We start from the raw sequence: 16,687 nt of genomic DNA, 5'->3' as shown, positions 1-16,687 counted from the left end.
CTTTTCTTATAACAGTACTGCGAATTGTAATAAATGACAATGGAGTTTTTCATTTCTAATGTAAATTTCGTTTACAATTCCTTAACATTTATAAAGATGAAAAAAATAGAAGGGAAAAAAGTTTTTCAAGTATTTTTATAAAAATAAAAGAAAAAATGGGTATATTTAAAGAAAAATCGTTCATTTTTGTTATCGAGTTTCCAACGTTTTCAACTTGGAAAAGTACCTAGAAATAATTGTGGCGAATTTTATATTACATTTTTGTAAATTCAACTCGTTTATGTTTAAAAATCTGTAGAAGTATGTGAAAGTTTTGTTATGATGATTGCAGAAATCGACAATATTTATTCAACAGGAGGAACATGATGTTCAACTCAAACAAGCAAGATCCATTTTTTAAAGCATTATTAAATATTTCTAAAAACGTCAAAGAAGGTATTTATTATGCGCATAATGCACGTATTCAAAATATAGATGGACTAAAAGAAATCGCAGACACAATGAAGGACTATGAAACAAGTGGAGATAAATTAATTCACGAACTTATTGTAATGTTAAATAAGTCATTTATGACACCAATTGAGCGTGAGGATATTTTAGCACTTGCCAATAAATTAGATGATGTTATTGATGGCATGGAAGGCTGTATTGCTCATTTTGATATGTATAATTTAACAGAAGTGACAGAGCCGATGCGCCAATTCTTAACATATATTGCGAAAAGCACAGACGAAATGGTCCAAGCAATGGAGCTATTAAATAGTAAAAAGCTTGTTGAAATGCGTAAACATGCTATTCAAATTAAGGACTATGAGCGTGAATGTGATGAAATTTTCCGTTCTTCAATGAAGCAATTATTTATTCAAGAAAAGGATCCAATGCGCATCATGGTGTTTAAAAGTATATACGAACAATTTGAAGATATAGCAGACAGCTGTCAAACAGTAGCAAATACAATTGAAACAATAATTATGCGTAACGCGTAAGATGGAGAGTACGAAATGGATACGATATTACTGATAACAATATTAGTCGTTATATTTGCACTTGTGTTCGACTTTATTAACGGCTTCCATGATACAGCCAACGCGATCGCAACTTCTGTATCAACACGGGCATTGAAGCCACGTACAGCAGTATATATGGCTGCGGTTATGAACTTCATTGGAGCTATTACATTCGTTGGGGTAGCGAAAGCTTTAACAAAGGATATTGTTGACCCGTTCAGCTTAAATTCTTATATTGGAGATACTACAGGTTCTGTCGTTATTTTAGCGGCATTATTATCAGCAATCACATGGAACTTAGTCACGTGGTACTTTGGAATTCCGTCTAGTTCATCGCATACTTTGATTGGTTCTGTAGCAGGTGCTGCTATTGCAGCGGCAGGCTTCAATGTATTGAACTATAGCGGCTTTATAAAAATCCTTCAGGCACTTATTTTCTCACCATTACTTGCGTTTGCAGGTGGTTTCTTAATGATGTCTTTATTCAAAGTATTATTTAAGGATATGAACTTATATCGAACGAATAAAGGCTTCCGGACAATGCAAATTGGTACAGCAGCTTTACAATCATTTACTCACGGCACAAACGATGCGCAAAAAGCGATGGGGATTATTACGCTAGCTTTAATTGCAGGAGGCTTGCATCATACAGATGATATTCCTTTTTGGGTACGTTTTGCAGCAGCATTGGCAATGGGTCTTGGTACTTCTGTAGGTGGTTATAAAATCATCAAAACAGTCGGTGGTAAGATCATGAAAATCCGTCCAGTAAATGGAGTTGCAGCAGACCTTGCTTCTGCATCCATCATTTTCGGTGCGACATTGATTCACTTGCCAGTATCTACAACACATGTTATTTCTTCATCTATTATGGGTGTAGGGACAGCACATCGTGTAAAAGGTGTTAAATGGGGCATGGCACGGAAAATTGTAACAACATGGGTAATCACGATGCCAATTTCCGCAGTCATGGCTGCAGCTATTTACTTTATATTAAGTTTATTTTTCTAACATATGAGGGAATGCACATATTGCGTGCATTCCTTTTTTATTTGATTTATTGGATAGGGTTGATGGATTGAAAGGCGAAGCGAGGGATAGTCCAGCTACAGTGGCGGAAAGGCAGGGCTAAGCGACGGAAAGAAATGGCGAAGTGACGGAAAGGCAACCCAGAGCGACGGAAAGAAATGCAGGCGACGGATAGAATGGGCAGAGCGACGGAAAGAAAAGGCGAAGTGACGGAAACCCACCCAGAGCGACGGAAAGAACGGGCGAAGTGACGGAAGTCCCGCCTGAAGCGACGGATAAAAAACGAGAAGTGACGGAAAGGCAGATCTATGGTAATTATAAAGAAAGTATAAAGTTCAAAAAAAATGTCTTTTTACATAGTAAGGTTAGTGCAGGAGGAAATCAGATGAAAGAAAAGCTATTAGTGATTGAGGATGATACGGCGATTGGACGTATTGTGAAGGAAACGCTTGAGCAAGAAGGTTACCAAATTACTTGGGCAACAACAGGACTTGAAGGGTTAGCTGATTTTCAAGCGGATACTTTCGATTTAGTGTTAGTCGATTGGATGTTACCGGAGATGGACGGTCTGACGGTTTGTCAAAATATTCGTTGGGAAAGTGATGTACCTATTTTAATGATGAGTGCACGTAAGGAAGAGGCTGATAAGGTTGAGGGCTTGCAGGGCGCTGATGATTATATTGCGAAACCGTTTAGCTTAGAGGAGTTAAAGGCACGTGTTGCCTCACACTTACGTCGTTGGAAACGTTATACGAAAAAAGAAATAACAGAAGATGTTACATCCTTTACACAAGGCTTAAAAATTGATTGGCAAAAGGAAACAGCGCGCCTTCATGATGAAGAGCTTACTTTAACACAGAAGGAATTTGCGCTGTTAAAACTACTTGCGAAAAATCCAAACCAAACTTTTTCAAAAGAAGAGTTATATCAGCATATTTGGCAACAGGTGAGCGTAGATGAAACACATACTGTCACAGTACATATAAAGGCGCTACGAGAAAAGATAAAGGACCCAGTTAAAACACCGTATTATATACAAACAGTTTGGGGCAAGGGCTACCGTTTTATAGGTGAACCGCTATGAAAATAAAAACTTGGTTACTCATCACTTTTTTCATCGTGATGGTGTTACCGATAACAGGTGCTTATAGCCTTTATGTGTGGATTAATGCCTATTATCAAGATAAAAGCGTTGTTGAATATTTCGAAAAAATGACCGAGCTTAATCAGGTGAAATCTGTTCTTGAAAATCCTGAGCATTATAAAAAAAACGCGGATATACAAGATATTAAAGCACTATCGAATGATCAACTCGCCATTACACTTTACTCGAAATCAGGCATTCTTTTGTATTCCTCAAATCCATTGAAATCAGATTATGAATCTATGAATACTATTTTAAAAGGTTTATATGAACTAAAGCAAAATTACAATGCCTTTACGTATAAAGAACCTGTTTATCAAGAAGCGGAATTACTTGGGGTATATGAAATTCAATTAGTTCGGACGGATTGGGTAAAAGGTGTAGAAAGCCGTTCGTGGCTTGTAATAGCTAGCTCTATACTATTATTCCTCCTTATTTATTTCGCAGTTATGATGCTGCTTAACCGTAAATTAAATCGGCCGTTACATGAACTGATGTGGCAAATGCGTGCTTTTGCAAAGGGGGAACATGTGGAATCGAATTTAGTAGCAAGAAAAGATGAAATTGGAGACCTTGCTCAAACCTTCCTTGCCATGCAGGACGAAATTGAAACTGCACGAGCTCATTTAAAAGTTGAACAACAGCAAAAAGAGCTAATGATTGCAAGTATTTCCCATGATTTAAAAACCCCTCTTACAGCTATTCAAGCGTATGCCGAGTCTTTACAAAGCAAGGCGTTAACAGAAGAACAGCAAGACGAATACCGACAAATTATTTTAACAAAGTCTGAAACGATGAAGCAGATGCTAGAGGATTTACTAATGTTCACTTTACTGCGATCCACAAGCTATCATTTAGACCTTGTTGTAGTAGATGGGGCCGAGTTTTTTGAAATGGCACTATCTGATTATGAGCAACTATGTAAGGATCGAGGATTTATGCTTGAAGTCACTTGTGACATAGTAGGTATGTATGCAGTGCATCCAAAGCAGCTTCAACGGGTGATTGACAATTTAATGAGTAATGCTTGGCGCTATGGAGCACTAGGTACAACGATAGGCTTAGCTGCCATGAATGCTGGAGAATGTCCGGTTTGGAGCTTTGATTTTGTACGGCCATCTCTAAAAAAACAAGATGGTATGTATATCATCTTGCAAAATAGCGGGCAAGGTGTAAAAAAAGAGGATATTGAGAAATTATTTGAGCCCATGTACCAAGCAGATTCAGCAAGAACAAAGGCTGGGGAACGCGGAACTGGACTAGGATTAAATATAGCAAAACAAATAATAGAAAAGCATGGTGGGACAGTAGAACTTGTATCAAAAGAAGGCTATGGAACAGCTGTACTTTGCTGGTTGCCACCATTAAAAGGAGAGAATTGATGATGAATTGGAAAAAATCATTACGTGCAGCAGGTTTAGTTGCTGCCTTAACATTTAGCTTAGTTGGTTGTAATACGGAGGGATCATTTTCACCTCAGGAAATTATTGACCAAGCGTTACAGGAAACGAAAGAGCCACTTACTTATTATGCTGAATACAAAATGGATATGGGGGAAATTGGTGGAAAAGCTCAAGTTAAGGAGTGGACTAAAGATGGTAAACGACGTGTTGAGATAACAGCTGAAAACGGTGAGCATATTATCACAGTCAACAATGGCTCACAAGTCACTTTATATGATGTTGTAAAAAACACTGTTCATAAAATGGATATGGATGAAAGTAGTCCGGATTTATTTCAATCACCAAGAGATCAGGCAGAATCACTTTTCAATATTGTAAAGGATACACATGATGTGAAAATTGCAGGGGAAGAGAAGATTGCTGGAAGAGATACGTATAAAATTGTAGCGAAAGCTAAAAAAGACGATACTTTAGTAGGTGATATTGAAGTATGGATTGATAAAAAAACTTGGGTGACGTTAAAAACAATAACGAATAGTGCTGGAAATAAAATGACATCAGAATATACGAAACTAGATGACAGTGCAAAAATTGATGATGCACAATTTACAATTGATATTCCAAAGGATGCAAAAGTGGAGGAAATTAGCACGCAAGAATCTGAGTCAGTAACACTTGATACAGTGAAGGGAGAGCTTGGTGAATTTTTAATGGTGCCAGAAGAAAATGGATTGATTTTGGAGGATATTTCATTAGATAAAGGGATAGAAGGTCGTTCAGAGTATACCTTTAATTATACAAAGAACAGTCAGAAAGAAATTTCAGTAACAGTTTTTAAAGCAAGTGGTAGTGCACCTGAGGTTGATCCCACTTTAGGTGAGAAAGAAATAGACATCCGAGGTCAAAAAGGGTCTGCCATGGACGAGAAAAAATTCCGTTATATTGGCTGGCAGGAAAATGGCTATCAATATGGCATTATGAATGAAAACCCTGAGCGAGCAATTGAAGACCTTAAAGCCTATGCAGAACAAATGATCATCGTTAAATGAGGTGAATTGAAATGAAAAAAAATGAATTTATCAAATGTCTTGCATTGTTTTTATTTAGCACAGTTTTTTTATACGGTGTAGGTGAAACATACGGTGTTCCATGGCTGCAATTTCATTTCTTAGGACAATACAGTGATGAAGGTTATTATTTCAGTTTTAGCTCTTTAACGCCTATACTTGGCGGCATACTAATAGTTGCACTATATGAAACGAAGATTAAGCGACTCATCTAATATGAGGAAAATCCACTCTAGAAAAAGAGCGGATTTTTTTCTGGATTAATCTATAGGTATAAATGCTATAATATGTAAAAACTTTAGGGGGAACTATGAATGGGACGGGAGATTATAGAAACAAACTATTTTACTTTGCATAATTTATGTGACGGTGTATATGCTGCGGTTGCTAAACCAGGTCAAGGTGCTTGGAGTAATGCGGGAATCATTGATTTAGGTGAAGAACTTTTAGTTTTTGATTCGCTAAGTACTCCTTCAGCGGGAGAAGAGTTGAGACGCCAAGCTGAAAGTTTAACCGGTAAGAAAGTAAAGTATTTGATTAACAGTCACTATCACGGGGATCACGTTTTTGGGAATCAAGTATTTTCGGATACAACAATTATTTCTACATATGCAACAAAGAAATTGTGCAAAGAAAAGAATAAGATGGAAGACTACGAGAAGGAAAAGCAGGATATGAATCAATACCTGCTTCAGCTAAAAAGTAAAATTGATTCAACAGAGGACATCATTATAAAAACGAGTTTAATCAACCAATATCAAGAAATGTCGAAGGTGTTGGATGATTTATCTCAATTACAAATTGTGTTGCCATCCATGTTGTTTGAAGAAAAATTGACTATCACAGGTTCCGATAAAACTGTGGAATTATACTGTTTAGGTGGGGGACATTCACCGAGTGATACATTTATGTACTTACCTAAAGAAAAAATAGCTTTTATGGGGGATATAGTGACAGAAGATTTACATGTCCCGATTTATGACCCTGAAGAATTTTTGAACATATTAAAGCGAGTTAAACAAATCGATATAAATATAATTGTTCCTGGTCATGGTAATGTTGCAGATTTGACTGCATGCGATACGTTAATTGATTATTTATCTTATATGACTCAACGAGCAGAAGAGGCCCTTCAACATAAGTTGTCACTGGAAGATTTCATTTCTGAATTTGATGTACCTAAAATGTATAGGGAGTGGAAGGGAGTAAACGGTATTAAAGCTAATCTTACAACGGTATACACATACCTTCAAAAAAGCTGAAAATCCACTTTTAAAACAGTGGATTTTTTAGCGTTGATTAAATACGGACAATAAAATCTGATTAATGATGATTAGTATAGCAAATACATTAGCTAATTTTGATTGACCAATAGCATATAGTGCTATGACAGCTAGCGAAAATATCACAAATTCAAACATAAAATGCGAAATCCCACTCAATGGACATGTTGCTTTGGGTGAACCAAACATACTCCAAAGAACTACAAACAAAGCGGGTGCTCCAACCCCTAGTAGGAGCTTGAAGAACATACCTTTCCCAGTTTGTATACCCCAATATCCATAAGCCATTAACACGCAAATTTCTAATAGAAAGCGAAGAACTAAGTTCAACACCATTTAATCGCTCCGAAAAATTGTTTTTTAAAAGGGTAAACTTAAATGCTAATAAAGTGAACAGAACTACGTAAGAGAACGCTCATCGCTGATAAAATATCGTTAACTGTTAGAGTCTCAACTTCTCACTTATGCTATTTGTTGTAAATGAGTTTTTGTAAAGGCTTCATCATATTTTAAACCATAGCCTAGTGCACGATCTAAAAATATATGAGCTAACCAAATTATAGAAGCCATTAGTAGCGGTGATGATGCAATGACAAAGCCTATGATCAAGAGAATCCCTGGCAGGACTAAACTGTGGCCAATATTGTAAAATAACGCGCCAACTTTAGTGTTTACTATATAGCCTAACATCGTTATATCAGGTAGTAATAAAAGTAGTACAAAATATAGGAACGAAAATTCAAAATGCCAGTAGAAAAATACAGTTACTAAAAGTGCTATTAAATATTCCGATGAGATAATTTTACGTAGTTTCATGATGAACACTTCCTTCTTGTAATTTATTATACATATCCTCAATAAGTGAACCGATGATTAACTTATTTTCAGCGTATTTTCCTTCAGCCATTAATGTTTGAGTGAGCTGTAAGGATTGTAGTGCCTGCTCATAAAAATATAACTGCTGCTCAATATGAGTGATCTTTGCAGAGAAAAGCTGTACAGTCTCTTGATTGCAGGAATCTGAAGTGGGCTTTTGCTCTAGTGTAAGGAGCTGATTGATTTCTTGTAATGTGAAGCCAAGCTGCCTTAATACTAAAATAAATTTGATTGTATGTTCACACGTGACGTCATACACGCGATAACCATTGTCCTGTTTATTCGGATGTAGTAATCCTTCTTTTTCATAGTAACGTACGGTATCAGTAGATAAATTATACTTTGCTGCAAACTGTTTTATATGCATGTGAGCACCTCCTAAATTTATCCTAACATTGGAGTATGCTCCAAGGTCAATACGATAATTGAAATTTTTAAAAATTAAGTGAAACAGTCATTTTGTGTAAAGTAGGTTTCGCTATGGTATGTCTTAGTCAAAAAAGCTTTTAGGTATTGGAGAATCTTTACAATAAGCGTTATGATAATATAATCGGCGAATCTAAGCATTTGATCTTTTGTGGGAACGCTTTCTTTATGACGAGGTTTGATTTCTTTAAATAAATTCATTTAGTGATTAAGAATAGTTGATTTTAGCAAAACCATCACGTCCTGTTGTTGTTGCTCCCGCTACCTTGGCGCTACACATTCGCACAAAAATCTGTTGCCCCGAAGCTTCTAGAAGAGTAGCTAGCCGGAACGGAAATCAATCTCACATTATGATGATGATCCCCACCTTCTTCAAGTCTCTTTCGAGAAGAGGCCGTTTTTTAATTTATCGGAAAATTATGGTTTTTATGGTATCTTAAATATTCCCCCTAAAAAGAGTCATTTTACAGGTGTAATCACAACTTTTTAGGATAAACGAATCACTGAATGGAATTTTGAGGTTAATTTTACTCATAAATTTGAAAATAAATGAGTCTGAGGAATTGTAATATTAGGCTCGTAAAGATAGTATTAAAGAAGTAGGGGTTACTTTAAGGAGGGGCGGTATGAACACACAGGAGTTTGAAGAATTATGGATTACGCTCAATGAATTGTATGAAGCGAATCGCTTTATAGAATATATAGAATTAAGTAGTGTCGCAATTGAAAGCGCTATTGAGCTTGGTATGTATAAAAAAGCAATTCTGTTATTACGTTATAGCTGTGCAAGCTATTTTCAAACAGGTGATTTGCAAGTATCCATTAGTGTGCTAGAGCAATATCGAGAATTAACCTTCCAATATGGCGATGATATCGATTTGATCCATCATTATATTTTAGCATCCATTTATTGGGGGACATTCGGCCATATAAAGAAATCAAAAGAGTTTATGATCAAGGGGCTAGAGATTGCTGAGCGTATTCAACATACAGATAGCATAGGGAAAATTTATAATAATTTAAGCGACTTAGAAAACTCTTTAGGGAACTATCAAAAAGCGAAGGATTTTGCATTAAAGAGCTTATACTATGCCAATTATTTTGAGACAAAGCATGAAAATCCTTATTCAGGGATTATTTATTCAAAAATAAACTTAGCTGTTGCACAAATTTGCTTGGAGGAATTTGATGAAGCAGAAGAATTATTGCAAGAATTGCTAGTGACGATTAAGAAACCACCTTACTCCAAGTTACAATTGGAGGTAATAAATGCCTATGCATTGCTTTGTGAAAAACAGGGGCGCATTGGCGAGGCCATTGATTTGTATCAAAAGTCGAAACACTATGCCTTACAAAATAATGATTTGTCTATGCTTCAAACTATATATAATTCTTTAGTGAAGTTAATAGAAGAACAAGGGAATAAGCTTGTATTGTGCTCGATACAAAAGGAATATATTAACATTCTATTGGAAATACAAAGGGAAAATTATACTCATTTATTATTTGAGATGGAGTATAATGACCAGAAAAAACATTTTGAAAAAACTTCTTACATTGATCCATTAACGAATATTTATAATCGACGTTATTTTGATGAGAATGCAGAAAAAATGCTGAAGAAAGCTTCGATAGAAAATCAGCAATTAGCATTAATGATGATTGATTTAGACCATTTTAAAGAAATTAATGATGCTAATGGTCATTTATTTGGTGATGATGCTTTAACGATTACAGCAACTACATTAAAGGATTATTTTCAATCATTTGAGTCGATCGTTGCTCGTTTTGGCGGAGATGAGTTTATTGTTCTTAGTCAATTACCGGATGGTGAATCTATTCAAACGATAACTGAAAATCTCTATCAAACATTAAACTCTCTGTCCTTAACAATTAATGATGAGACCGTTCATTTGGAATTTAGTATTGGCGTAAGTACGAATAAACAAGGTCAGATTGCCACTGTTGAGGCGCTGATCCATAATGCGGACACAGCACTATATACGTCAAAGCGCAATGGTCGTAACCAAATCACTGTTTTTAATCAATATAGTGGTGCTGGGAATCGTAATTAAATAAGTCAGATGACTGGTACTGGCGTGTAAGTGCAAATATTTAATATCGATCAAAAAGGATCTGCTTCATTTCAACGTCTAGTCGTTGGAGTTTCGCAGATTCTTTTCTTTTGAAAAAATTTTAAAAAAATGAATCGGAAATGAAGTGGCGTCCGTCAGTAGTTTAGAAAGAAGGTGAGGACAGCGATGGATATTGAAAATATTATTGCAGAGCACGGTGATTATTTATTAAAGGTTGCTTATTTATATGTGAAAAATGAAGCAACAGCTGAGGACATTGTGCAGGATGTGTATATCGCCTTTTATCAAAAGCAGGAGCAATTTCGTCAAGAAGCATCATTACGTACATATTTAGTGAAAATGACGGTCAATCGAAGCCATGATTATTTGCGCAGCTGGAAAAGTAAACGACTGACACTCTTTGAAAAAATAACAGGACGTACGACAGCAGTCACGCCTGAAAAAGAATATCTTGCTAAGTCCACAAAACGAGAGCTAGTAGAGGCTTTGTTTACATTATCAGTTGCCTATAGGGAAGTACTGATTCTCTATTATTTTGAGGATATGACGACAGTTGAAATTGCACAGCTCGTATGTTGTCCAGAAGCAACAATACGTACAAGATTACAGCGTGCTAGAAAGCAACTTGCAACAGCAATCGGTGATTATGATTGGGAGGTGTTACGCCATGAATCAATTTAAAGAAGATGTGTTACAAGAACTTCGAGATATAAAGCTTTCAGATGAGAAAAAACAGGCAATTGCTCATAAAGCACGTAGTAAAACGAAACTAAGAAGAAGTAGTCCGTGGCAATATCGTGTGGTGCTTGCGACGTTTACGATGTTGGCCATTGGTTTTAGTTATTTATTATCACAGAATAAACATTCAGGTAGTCATCAGGCAGCCAGTGTAGAGCAAGAAGCGGATACATGGAGCCTATGGACAATTTTACAAAACGATTTCGTAAAAGGTATATTGCTTTTTAGTTTTTTGGTAGGTATTGCCTTTATTATTAAACGTGTGCTAATCAAGAAAGGCTATGGCCTACCGGTGTGCATTGAGTGTGGGGAAACTTGGTCAGAGAAGCATGCTCGAAAAATGTACCGAAAAAATGGACAACTTGAATGTCCTTATTGTGGAAAAAAACAATATCGCTCAAAAAAATCAATGAAAATGGGTGGTATTTTAACGTTCCCGATTCCACTTATGGTATTTATGCATTTGACTTTTTATAATATTGCTATCGGGACTATTTTCTTTATGGCTGGTGTTCTTATTTATTATCGACTACTAGCACCATATGTCTTTGATTTACAAGAAGATGATCCTATCAACGATCCGCTTTGGTAATTTGTATAGAGAAATTGCTAGTTCACTATAGCAATTTCTTTTTTAAGATTAGATTGCCAACAGTTGAGAGGATGCAATATTCGCTACGGTTTCGGCCATAAGGCACTTCTATGAAAAGCCCCTCCTAATCACTCGGCTAACGAGGATATGGAGGGGCTTTGATTATTCCTATTTTTTTAACCACATTCGTGATACATTTAGCGGTTATTTCTTATGCAAATTAAACTTTCTGCTTGTCAATCTCTTGGTCCTTGTCCTGGTCTTGTGCAGGTTGCTCCGATTGCTCCGCTTGTGTCGGTAGTTCCTCCGAATGTTCAGGTTGCTCCGATTGCTCTTTCTTCAAGCCCATTCTTTTACGAATAAAGCCCCAAATCGCACCGACAGCCAGCACAATTATGATCCCGAACTTCTTCAATAGAGGGAGGAGTATAGCAAAAAAGCCCGCTTTTTTGGCAACTGCTAGACCCGCACCTCCAAGAATTAATCCTGTCAAGCCGAATTCAGCTACCTTATCAGTTTTTTTGTCAAAATCCTCATAGCGCTGACCCTGCTTTAAGTTAAACTTGGACAGGATCTTGTTGTTAAATACAATACGATCGGCCTGCAATTTTGCCGGATCTGAGACTAGTATCGCCGAGATATAGCCTTCGCGAGATAGAATTCGCACATTGTAGTTAATAACACCGTTGTTCTGATTATCATGCGCTAATAAAGACCAGGACAAACTATGTAATTGGTTGTCGTAGAATGGAGCAACATCCCATTTGTCAACGAATAATTGATTTTCAGGGCTTAACTCCTTATTCATTTCTTCCGTACCTTCTTTGTAGCTTTCCAACAAGGCATCAGCATCGATTTCCGCTTTTTCGTCGTCTTCTATATATCCAGATTCGTCATATTCGAAATAAACGGCCCAAGTCTGATTTTCATCCTTTGGAAAAACCACGCCGATTTCTGACCCGCTCGGTTCCATTCCGCTCTGCGTTAGGTACTTTTTCGTATCTTCGGCATTAAGAAAAATAAAATCACTGTCTAACTCCAGTTCCGCTAAATTGGTCCCCACGTCAACTTTCTGTCCACCTTCGACCCAATTTAACTCTTCTTCAGCGAATGCGGGAACCGCACACACCATCATAATTAAAGTCATAACAGTTACTGATTTAAATAGTCTTGCAATTAACGATTTCAAAATACTTTCCTCCCAAAAATCACATGTTCTTATGCTGCGGACGACTTGTCCTTCTTTCCTTTAAATAAATGGATGCATACTAGGACGGCGCCTATACCTGCAAGAGCAATTTCGACATAGGTTTCGCCTCCGCCAAAAATGTCGTTAAAAACGGTAAATAGTTTGAATTGTAGACCGAATTGCGGCAGTATAAATGCCCCTAAACCTAAAATTAAAAAAATGATTCCAGTGCGTAACATAACTTACCTCCTTAATAATGGAAAAATACTTAAGTATGTTACCATATAAACCAAAATGTTACAATGTGCATTCTTCCAACTATATATGCTGGCACAATTTCTACCATTTACTCGCTCACGTTTGGAGACTGAGATACCTATTCTTCATTTTCAAAATACGGGTCTTTTTTAGAACTATTTATCCAAATGAACTAATTATAGTCAAAAAATCAACATTAATTGTAGAATGTTAACGAATCGTACATTCAATATAAATATGTGACTAATTAAATTTACACATTTTTTAATACCCATTTTGGAATTAAATTATATTTGGTGAGATTTTCTTATCAAATAGTTGCAGATTTATTTAAATTACAAGCTTACGTATGATTAAAAATTGCTAGTTTACTATAGTAATTTCTTTTTTTATAGCAATTTTTCGAAATAGATTGACAACAGTTTTCATTTGCTTTATGTTTGTGTTAACTTATTTTCATCTATAGTTAACGCACAAGGGGAGGAAATTTAGTTTGAAAAAGAGTAGTACATATAATTATGTGTTAGCGGCATTTGGTACAGCGATTATTGCTGTTCTTGCGCAAGTAACGATACCGTTACCACTTATTCCGATAACAGGGCAAACATTAGCAGTAGGCTTAGTCGTAACGATTTTAGGAACAAAACTTGGAACGTTGTCAGTATTGATTTATATTTTGCTTGGAGCGGCAGGTCTTCCAGTATTTAGTGGTATGTCTGGAGGATTTGGGATTTTAGTTGGGCCTACAGGTGGCTATATTGTCGGATTCCTTGTCTCAGCAATCATTATGGGCTTATATTTAGATAAATTTGGTATTACAATTTTCCAAGCTATTACTTCGAACATCATTGGGATGGTTGTGACATTGGCATTTGGAACGACTTGGTTAAAAATTGTTGGAGATTTAACTTGGACAGCTGCATTTATGGGTGGTGCGGCACCGTTTATTATAGTAGGTATTGTGAAAGCCGTTATGGCAGGGTGGTTTGGCGTAATTGTTCGTCGTCGCCTAGAGCGAGCACATTTAATTGAAGCGATTGCATAGGAGGAAATGTTTTGGCAACGTTATGGACAGGTGGAAAAATTTACACGATGGAAAAAGTTGGCGAAACAGTTGAAGCAGTCCTTGTAGAAGATGGAAAAATTGTGGCGACAGGCTCAGTAGATAGCTTGTCGCCACAAGCTACTTCTATTCAATATTTACAAGGAAATGTGATGTATCCAGGCTTTGTCGATAGTCATTTACATATTATTGGCTACGGGGAGAAATTAAAGCATATTGATGTATCGAATGTCAGAAGTAAGGATGAGCTACTGGCCATTATTCGTGAAAGGATGCTGGAAGTTCCTGCAGATCAATGGGTGATTGTAATAGGGCTTAATGAGACACAGTTTGAAGTTCCTCTTTTCCCAACATTAGCGGAACTCGATGCTCTAGGGGAAGCACATTTAATAATTAAGCGTAGTTGCCATCATTTAATTTTGGCTAATTCCAAGGCAATGGCATTTGCAGGAATAACAAACAACACACCATCACCAGAAGGTGGTGTCATTGAAAAAATAGATGATCAGCTAACAGGCGTCTTAAAGGATGCAGCTTTGTATATGATTGTTAACCATATGCCCCATATTACGCTCGAATATATAGAGGACGCGCTTGAGAAGGCGGTAATATCCTTGCAATCATATGGCTTAGTGGGCGGTCATTCTGAAGATTTAAGCTATTACGGGCCACCGATTCAACCAATAAATGCTTTTCGCAAAATCGTCGAGGCAAAGCAATCTTTTAAAGTTCATTTATTACAACACCATACAGTATTTAAAGAAGTAACTAAGATGGAAGAAACATCTTCTCCGTATTTAGAGTTTGGTGCAATGAAGATTTTTATCGATGGTGCCTTTGGAGGACGTACTGCAGCCTTACGAGAACCATACTGTGATGAGCCAGGCAATTGCGGTATGCTTGTCCATTCAACAGAACAATTAGAGCAATATGTTCAACTTGCACGACAGTATGGACAAACAGTGGCAGTGCATGCCATTGGGGATTTAGCTATTGAAACAATTTTAAACGTATTTGCTACCTATCCGCCCCAGAAAGGTCAATTAGATCGTGTTATTCATTGTAGTTTAGTGGATGAAGGGATATTAGAAAAACTTGCGGGGTTGCCAGTCGCCGTGGATATGCAGCCGCAATTTGTGCAGGGCGAGTATGCAGCAGAACTAGCTAGGCTAGGAGAGGAACGAGCAAAAGGCTTGCACCCACTTAAATCGCTACTAGATCGCGGATTAGTCGTTGCAGGTGGTAGTGATGCCCCGATTGAAGTGCCAAATCCCTTATATGGTATATACGCTGCAGTCACAAGACGGAATTTGGGAGAATCTCATAACGGCTACGGACCAGAGGAGAAAATATCACGTTTTGAGGCAGTACGACTCTATACTGTAGGAGCTGCACAAATAATAGGCCAAGACGATATTCGAGGTAAGATTGAAAAAGGCTATACAGCAGACTTCACTATTTTAGAAGAGGATCTTTTTACGATAGATATTGAAAATATTCCACAAGTAAAAGCGGCATATACGGTTGTGGATGGCCGTATTGTTTATGAGAAACGCTGTAAAGAATAAACTTTACAGCGTTTTTGCTTGCGATAAAAGAAGTTTGTACAAAGCCATTTTCATTTCTAAAAGAATTGGATTATGGCAATTTGATTATTTAAGAAGTACATTCCTTAATCTTTGAATTATTACGGGAACTAGTAAATTTGTAAACATTACAGAAGGAATAAATCATATTATTTTCTAATGTTAAAGTACCATTTATGGAACCATCATAACCTTGGGTAATAATTTTGAAAATATACAGCTCTGCTACTTTACTATTTAGGAGTTCTTTATTGTTTTCAATAAAATTTTCTTTTGATAATGTTCCATTGAAAATTATCTGAAATACTATCCATAATGAAAACTATATCGTTATTTACACAAGCAATAATTGGTTTCGGAATTAATACTTCTAAAAGTACGGCGCTGCATGATATTAATATTTTTATAACACCGTGAAAGACGCTGTAAAGAATAACTTTACAGCGTTTTTTCATTTAACAAATATTTTTTTAAGAGTTATTGTCTTTCTGATAAATTTTCCACACGATGCTCTAACGCTTTCACCCGTGTTGTTAAATCGTCTACTTTTTGTTGAAGTGTTTCTTCAGGAGGTAGAGGAGCGGTCGATTTCATTTTTTTAATCATATTAATCATCACGAAAAATATGGCGAGGAAACTTACAAGAAGTACAGTTGTACTAATAAGATCTCTAAAGTTAAAAATCGTATGTATCATAATTATTAGCCCCCTTAAATTGTATCGATTTTATTATTTACTGAGTAACATACAAAAAAGTTTCAAAAAAATTTTTAGGCACTACTATAAATACTGAAATCTTATCATTTTTACTCGCATATTATATGGGACAAATTGTATTTCAAGAGCTCAAGTAATTTAACATAAATGGCTTTAAGGAAGAGCTTTTAAAAATCGTAAAAATGCTTAAGATAGGGGATACGATAGGTATGA

General features: G+C 36.4%; 18 protein-coding genes. 12 read left to right on the top strand and 6 right to left on the bottom strand.

Features of this window, described 5'->3' with window-relative positions; genetic code table 11:
- Positions 1 to 365 precede the first annotated feature (365 nt).
- From ACVYAD_RS20900 to ACVYAD_RS20870, 7 genes are all read left to right on the top strand, one after another.
- The gene (locus ACVYAD_RS20900; RefSeq protein ID WP_349658851.1) at positions 366 to 986 is read left to right on the top strand and encodes a DUF47 domain-containing protein; all 621 of its coding nucleotides are present in this window, start codon (positions 366 to 368) and stop codon (positions 984 to 986) included.
- Positions 987 to 1,001: 15 nt separating this feature from the next.
- The gene (locus tag ACVYAD_RS20895; RefSeq protein ID WP_476427822.1) at positions 1,002 to 2,018 is read left to right on the top strand and encodes an inorganic phosphate transporter; all 1,017 of its coding nucleotides are present in this window, start codon (positions 1,002 to 1,004) and stop codon (positions 2,016 to 2,018) included.
- Positions 2,019 to 2,421: 403 nt separating this feature from the next.
- Positions 2,422 to 3,120 carry a response regulator transcription factor gene (locus ACVYAD_RS20890; protein WP_476427821.1) on the top strand — a complete coding sequence of 233 codons (699 nt, stop codon included), beginning with the start codon at positions 2,422 to 2,424 and terminating at the stop codon, positions 3,118 to 3,120.
- Entirely contained in the window at positions 3,117 to 4,562 is a 1,446-nt protein-coding gene (locus tag ACVYAD_RS20885) for a HAMP domain-containing sensor histidine kinase (RefSeq protein ID WP_476427820.1), read from the top strand. The genes ACVYAD_RS20890 and ACVYAD_RS20885 overlap by 4 nt, the downstream gene beginning before the upstream one ends.
- Positions 4,562 to 5,632 carry a LolA family protein gene (locus ACVYAD_RS20880; RefSeq protein ID WP_476427819.1) on the top strand — a complete coding sequence of 357 codons (1,071 nt, stop codon included), beginning with the start codon at positions 4,562 to 4,564 and terminating at the stop codon, positions 5,630 to 5,632. Before ACVYAD_RS20885 ends, ACVYAD_RS20880 begins: the two co-directional genes overlap by 1 nt.
- A gap of 11 nt (positions 5,633 to 5,643) precedes the next feature.
- Positions 5,644 to 5,865, top strand: a complete 222-nt coding sequence (locus ACVYAD_RS20875; protein ID WP_476427818.1) for a hypothetical protein — start codon at positions 5,644 to 5,646, stop codon at positions 5,863 to 5,865.
- A 99-nt stretch (positions 5,866 to 5,964) separates the two neighbouring features.
- Positions 5,965 to 6,912 carry an MBL fold metallo-hydrolase gene (locus ACVYAD_RS20870; RefSeq protein ID WP_476427817.1) on the top strand — a complete coding sequence of 316 codons (948 nt, stop codon included), beginning with the start codon at positions 5,965 to 5,967 and terminating at the stop codon, positions 6,910 to 6,912.
- A 27-nt stretch (positions 6,913 to 6,939) separates the two neighbouring features.
- Here ACVYAD_RS20870 and ACVYAD_RS20865 read toward each other — a convergent pair whose 3' ends face one another.
- The 3 genes from ACVYAD_RS20865 to ACVYAD_RS20855 all read right to left on the bottom strand — a co-directional run bounded on the left by ACVYAD_RS20865 (position 6,940) and on the right by ACVYAD_RS20855 (position 8,176).
- Positions 6,940 to 7,269: a YrdB family protein gene (locus tag ACVYAD_RS20865; RefSeq protein WP_476427816.1), complete on the bottom strand. Its 330-nt coding sequence runs from the start codon at positions 7,267 to 7,269 to the stop codon at positions 6,940 to 6,942.
- A gap of 126 nt (positions 7,270 to 7,395) precedes the next feature.
- Positions 7,396 to 7,749, bottom strand: a complete 354-nt coding sequence (locus ACVYAD_RS20860; RefSeq protein ID WP_476427815.1) for a DUF4260 domain-containing protein — start codon at positions 7,747 to 7,749, stop codon at positions 7,396 to 7,398.
- On the bottom strand, positions 7,736 to 8,176 hold the full coding sequence (locus tag ACVYAD_RS20855) for a MerR family transcriptional regulator (RefSeq protein ID WP_476427814.1): 441 nt from the start codon (positions 8,174 to 8,176) through the stop codon (positions 7,736 to 7,738). The genes ACVYAD_RS20860 and ACVYAD_RS20855 overlap by 14 nt, the downstream gene beginning before the upstream one ends.
- A gap of 685 nt (positions 8,177 to 8,861) precedes the next feature.
- Between ACVYAD_RS20855 and ACVYAD_RS20850 the strand changes: the two genes are divergently transcribed.
- The 3 genes from ACVYAD_RS20850 (at position 8,862) to ACVYAD_RS20840 (ending at position 11,661) form a co-directional block, all read left to right on the top strand.
- Positions 8,862 to 10,310, top strand: a complete 1,449-nt coding sequence (locus tag ACVYAD_RS20850) for a GGDEF domain-containing protein (RefSeq protein WP_476427813.1) — start codon at positions 8,862 to 8,864, stop codon at positions 10,308 to 10,310.
- A 186-nt stretch (positions 10,311 to 10,496) separates the two neighbouring features.
- Positions 10,497 to 11,012: a sigma-70 family RNA polymerase sigma factor gene (locus ACVYAD_RS20845; RefSeq protein WP_476427812.1), complete on the top strand. Its 516-nt coding sequence runs from the start codon at positions 10,497 to 10,499 to the stop codon at positions 11,010 to 11,012.
- Complete coding sequence (locus ACVYAD_RS20840) at positions 10,999 to 11,661, top strand: TIGR04104 family putative zinc finger protein (protein WP_476427811.1); 663 nt, start codon at positions 10,999 to 11,001, stop codon at positions 11,659 to 11,661. The genes ACVYAD_RS20845 and ACVYAD_RS20840 overlap by 14 nt, the downstream gene beginning before the upstream one ends.
- Positions 11,662 to 11,881: 220 nt before the next feature.
- On the opposite strand, the gene ACVYAD_RS20835 is transcribed toward ACVYAD_RS20840, so the two are convergent.
- Positions 11,882 to 12,850: a DUF2167 domain-containing protein gene (locus ACVYAD_RS20835; RefSeq protein ID WP_349658542.1), complete on the bottom strand. Its 969-nt coding sequence runs from the start codon at positions 12,848 to 12,850 to the stop codon at positions 11,882 to 11,884.
- A gap of 29 nt (positions 12,851 to 12,879) precedes the next feature.
- Entirely contained in the window at positions 12,880 to 13,089 is a 210-nt protein-coding gene (locus ACVYAD_RS20830) for a hypothetical protein (RefSeq protein ID WP_349658541.1), read from the bottom strand.
- A gap of 512 nt (positions 13,090 to 13,601) precedes the next feature.
- On the opposite strand from ACVYAD_RS20830, the gene ACVYAD_RS20825 reads away from it, so the two are divergent.
- Together ACVYAD_RS20825 and ACVYAD_RS20820 are read left to right on the top strand one after the other, a co-directional pair.
- A complete protein-coding gene (locus tag ACVYAD_RS20825; RefSeq protein ID WP_476427810.1) occupies positions 13,602 to 14,153 on the top strand; it encodes a biotin transporter BioY in 552 nt (183 codons plus the stop codon).
- Between the two features lie 11 nt (positions 14,154 to 14,164).
- Complete coding sequence (locus ACVYAD_RS20820) at positions 14,165 to 15,739, top strand: amidohydrolase (protein WP_476427809.1); 1,575 nt, start codon at positions 14,165 to 14,167, stop codon at positions 15,737 to 15,739.
- Between the two features lie 495 nt (positions 15,740 to 16,234).
- Here ACVYAD_RS20820 and ACVYAD_RS20815 read toward each other — a convergent pair whose 3' ends face one another.
- Positions 16,235 to 16,453 (bottom strand): hypothetical protein, encoded by a 219-nt coding sequence (locus ACVYAD_RS20815; RefSeq protein WP_386831171.1) that lies wholly within the window; start codon positions 16,451 to 16,453, stop codon positions 16,235 to 16,237.
- Positions 16,454 to 16,687: the final 234 nt, after the last annotated feature.

The sequence above is a fragment of the Lysinibacillus sp. G1-3 genome (assembly GCF_056322905.1).
Note: the sequence above shows the minus strand (reverse complement) of the source record. Positions and strands in the feature narration are given on the sequence as shown.

Excerpts from the sequence above, each read along its gene's own strand:
- ACVYAD_RS20900 (WP_349658851.1), top strand. The coding sequence starts at position 366 with ATGTTCAACTCAAACAAGCAAGATCCATTTTTTAAAGCATTATTAAAT.
- ACVYAD_RS20895 (WP_476427822.1), top strand. The coding sequence starts at position 1,002 with ATGGATACGATATTACTGATAACAATATTAGTCGTTATATTTGCACTT.
- ACVYAD_RS20890 (WP_476427821.1), top strand. The coding sequence starts at position 2,422 with ATGAAAGAAAAGCTATTAGTGATTGAGGATGATACGGCGATTGGACGT.
- ACVYAD_RS20885 (WP_476427820.1), top strand. The coding sequence starts at position 3,117 with ATGAAAATAAAAACTTGGTTACTCATCACTTTTTTCATCGTGATGGTG.
- ACVYAD_RS20880 (WP_476427819.1), top strand. The coding sequence starts at position 4,562 with ATGATGAATTGGAAAAAATCATTACGTGCAGCAGGTTTAGTTGCTGCC.
- ACVYAD_RS20875 (WP_476427818.1), top strand. The coding sequence starts at position 5,644 with ATGAAAAAAAATGAATTTATCAAATGTCTTGCATTGTTTTTATTTAGC.
- ACVYAD_RS20870 (WP_476427817.1), top strand. The coding sequence starts at position 5,965 with ATGGGACGGGAGATTATAGAAACAAACTATTTTACTTTGCATAATTTA.
- ACVYAD_RS20865 (WP_476427816.1), bottom strand. The coding sequence starts at position 7,269 with ATGGTGTTGAACTTAGTTCTTCGCTTTCTATTAGAAATTTGCGTGTTA.
- ACVYAD_RS20860 (WP_476427815.1), bottom strand. The coding sequence starts at position 7,749 with ATGAAACTACGTAAAATTATCTCATCGGAATATTTAATAGCACTTTTA.
- ACVYAD_RS20855 (WP_476427814.1), bottom strand. The coding sequence starts at position 8,176 with ATGCATATAAAACAGTTTGCAGCAAAGTATAATTTATCTACTGATACC.
- ACVYAD_RS20850 (WP_476427813.1), top strand. The coding sequence starts at position 8,862 with ATGAACACACAGGAGTTTGAAGAATTATGGATTACGCTCAATGAATTG.
- ACVYAD_RS20845 (WP_476427812.1), top strand. The coding sequence starts at position 10,497 with ATGGATATTGAAAATATTATTGCAGAGCACGGTGATTATTTATTAAAG.
- ACVYAD_RS20840 (WP_476427811.1), top strand. The coding sequence starts at position 10,999 with ATGAATCAATTTAAAGAAGATGTGTTACAAGAACTTCGAGATATAAAG.
- ACVYAD_RS20830 (WP_349658541.1), bottom strand. The coding sequence starts at position 13,089 with ATGTTACGCACTGGAATCATTTTTTTAATTTTAGGTTTAGGGGCATTT.
- ACVYAD_RS20815 (WP_386831171.1), bottom strand. The coding sequence starts at position 16,453 with ATGATACATACGATTTTTAACTTTAGAGATCTTATTAGTACAACTGTA.